The following is a 3,045-nucleotide window of genomic DNA, read 5'->3' on the forward strand; positions in this document are numbered from 1 at the left end:
AACGAGATGAACTGTTCCTACTCTAGCAGTTATCATTACTTCCGGGGCACTACCCGCCCGCTTTACGTCGTTGCCCTTTGGCTCTCACAGGTGAATAGTTGTTCATCGTGTCGCCAATCACGATCCAGCAAATCGATCCATCCTTCAGAACGCGCCACACCTCACAAAACACCTCATCTAAAACAGAAAGGAAATTACGAAAGATTGCTTCTAGCCCGTACTGCCCCAATGTCTGATAGTTGCACTTCTGGAAGTAGGGAGGACTCGTCACGCAGGTACCGATCGAATTGTTAGGCAGCGTTTTAAGGACTGCGATCGTATCTCCTAGCAAAATCTGATTAATCGGTAATTCCACTGCACGGTCGCTCAACTCAACGCGGCTAGAATTCCTGCATCGCGGGCAAAGGCCAAACTTCGGGAGCCGAGCCTGTCTCTCAACTCAGATCTTTCAACTCAGCTCAAGATAAAGCAAACACTGGACCCTAAGTTTTCCGATAGAATGACGGTTCTGACCGGTAAGCGATGAAACAGTCCTGGCACTTGAGGGAGAGCAACTTTGGAACTTGAGACCGTCTTAGAATATACCTCTGATGCCATCACTGCACTCGACCTGGAGTGGAACTATACCTGCGTCAACCACAGTGCAGAACTGCTGTTAAGACGGAAGCGGGTCGAGTTATTGGGTCGTTCCCTCTGGGACATCTTCCCCGACCTCTTGAATACTCCAGCGGAAGCCCAACTTCGACAAGCCGCAACAGCGCAAGTTAGTGTCAAGTTTGAGTTATTTCTGCCCAAGCTTTATGCGTGGCACGAAGTCCGAGCTGTCCCTACCGAGAACGGGCTGATCTTATTCAGTCGGGATATCTTTGACCGGGTTCGAGCCCTGCGAGACGAAGCGGTGCAGGCTGAAATCCGTAATATTCTCGAACATGCCCCGGTTGCAATCTCGATTATGCGCGGGCCAGAGCATCGCATTGAGATGAACAATCGCAGGTTCCAGCAACTTATTGGAGGACGGAGCCTGGAAGGATTAACAGTGCGAAATGCCTTTCGTGAATTAGAAGGGCAAGGGTTCTTTGAGTTGCTCGACCAGGTATACAGGACAGGCGCAACCTATGAGGGTAAGGAAATGCTGGCTCGTTATGCTCGAGACAGTACCGACGAGATGTACGAAGGGTATTTCAATGTCATCTATCAGCCTCTATTTGACATCACTGGACAAGTGAATGGGATTTTGAGCCTGACAATTGAAGTAACCGAGGAAGTGCAGGCACGACGCCGGATTGCTCAATTTGCGACTGAGCGGGATGCCATTCTACAGCAACTGATTGAGGGAGTCATCGTGACCGATGTGGACGGGCGAATCACCTTTGTCAATGATGCCGCCTCACGGTTGCACGGGGTTGCCAAGCTCGATGTGCTGCCAGAAGGGTATAGCGAGATGTATCATCTCTACACGGAAGCGGGTCACCCATATCCTCCATCTGAGCTTCCGTTAAGTCGAGCAGTTCTGGAGGATGAGATCGTGACCGACGCACGATGGCGCATTCGACGGTCTGATGGGACCGAGGTGTTGGTCGAAGGCAATGCTCGCCCGGTCTACGATGAGCAGGGCAGAAAAATTGCTGCCGTGCTCACCCTGCGCCAAGTGGACGCTGGATATTGGTGTATTTCCTAAGGTCGTGTTCCATCCTATTCGATCTCGATCTCGAAAGCTCAGAAAACGAGCAGGTAGAAGTTTGAGCAATTAGTGTTTGCTCCAAGTTGAGAAGAAAGTGTAGAGGTTTAGAGGGAATAAGGGTTTTGTCAGATGGCAGAGGATTGCAGCAAGAGCAGAGTGCTCAGAGGTGGGGGACATCAACACTCTCTAGGCTAAGCAAGAGCTGCCTCTAATTCGGCAATGCGTTTGCGTTCTGCCAACTTCGCCACTGAGAATTGGTTTCTCAGCAGTTCTAGCCCGATGGTTCGTTCTGTTTTCTGGCCTTGCACCAATTGCAGCGTTTCCAGTGCCGTTTGCACTTCTGGTTGACCCATCATTTCTATTCTCGTTGCTTTGCGTTGCGCTTCATTCGTCAGCGACTTGTCAAAGGCGATCGCCTGCTCAATAGCTGCGATCGCTCGGTCTACCTGCGACTGCCAGTGTCTCACCGCTTGCTCTGCCTTGAGGTTTTCGGTTTGCGAATAGGCGATTGCTTGGGGAAATTCGCTTAGTTTCATAGCCTAAAGATTTTCTGAAGAATTCCCAGAGAAGGAACTCTGAGGCAAATCGCTGAACCTACCACCATGCACGCTCACATCCTTGTTCAGGCTTCATCACAGCAACCCTCAACCCACGCGCCTGACATGCCTGGACAAGCGGGGTGGGGCATTGCGGGGGCAGCGCTCATGCTGGTGCTTCAGAAGGGCTTTGAAGTATTCTCTCAGAAGGAAAAGCAAGAGTCTGACCTTGTGACCAAGCTCGTTGGGTCGCTGCAAGATGGGCAAGAGAAACTGCTCGATCAATTGGTGGTGGCTCAGAAGGACCATCACCAAGCGTTGGTCAAATTGGAAGCAGCAATCAACAATTTTAGTGAAGTGTAGAGCGAAGAAATAAGTGTCCGTGGCGAAGAATTAAATGTCACAGCGAAGATCTCTTTGTCCAAAGTGAAGGATTAAACGTCAATTTAACGAAGGAATACCTGTCAAATCGCAAGAGGTTCGAAGAATTAGATGTCAAATCGTAGTACCCAGGTGAAGGATTGAATGTCAATTTGTAGAGCTTATATAGTTTGATGAATACGTTTAGAGTCTATACAGAGTTGGGTCTCTACATAATGTTAAGCAGAGGCTCTGTTATAAGCCACCCATTCACTGTGGAAGTCTTGCCATATGGCAAGAAGAAATGACTGGTTGCCCTTCACAATAAACTTAGGGGAAGTGAAAGAGGCAGGGGTCTGCAAATTATAGAGCTATGGAGTAATTACAGGGTAGTAATGAGTGAACTATAGCGTTACGCGAGTACGTTAGGACAATGCCTGAAGGCGGCATCGACACAATCACGAAAGT

The 3,045-nt window shown here is 49.4% G+C and carries 4 protein-coding genes; 2 read left to right on the forward strand and 2 right to left on the reverse strand.

What is annotated here, in order from left to right; genetic code table 11:
* Window positions 1–49: 49 nt before the first annotated feature.
* Entirely contained in the window at window positions 50–355 is a 306-nt protein-coding gene (locus AC5I6P_RS04065) for a DNA methyltransferase (protein WP_495692481.1), read from the reverse strand.
* A gap of 201 nt (window positions 356–556) precedes the next feature.
* Between AC5I6P_RS04065 and AC5I6P_RS04070 the strand changes: the two genes are divergently transcribed.
* On the forward strand, window positions 557–1,678 hold the full coding sequence (locus AC5I6P_RS04070) for a PAS domain-containing protein (protein WP_495692482.1): 1,122 nt from the start codon (window positions 557–559) through the stop codon (window positions 1,676–1,678).
* 194 nt (window positions 1,679–1,872) lie between these two features.
* Here AC5I6P_RS04070 and AC5I6P_RS04075 read toward each other — a convergent pair whose 3' ends face one another.
* Window positions 1,873–2,217: a hypothetical protein gene (locus AC5I6P_RS04075; protein ID WP_495692483.1), complete on the reverse strand. Its 345-nt coding sequence runs from the start codon at window positions 2,215–2,217 to the stop codon at window positions 1,873–1,875.
* A 66-nt stretch (window positions 2,218–2,283) separates the two neighbouring features.
* Between AC5I6P_RS04075 and AC5I6P_RS04080 the strand changes: the two genes are divergently transcribed.
* On the forward strand, window positions 2,284–2,580 hold the full coding sequence (locus AC5I6P_RS04080; RefSeq protein ID WP_495692484.1) for a hypothetical protein: 297 nt from the start codon (window positions 2,284–2,286) through the stop codon (window positions 2,578–2,580).
* Window positions 2,581–3,045: the final 465 nt, after the last annotated feature.

This window comes from Myxacorys sp., assembly GCF_059501405.1.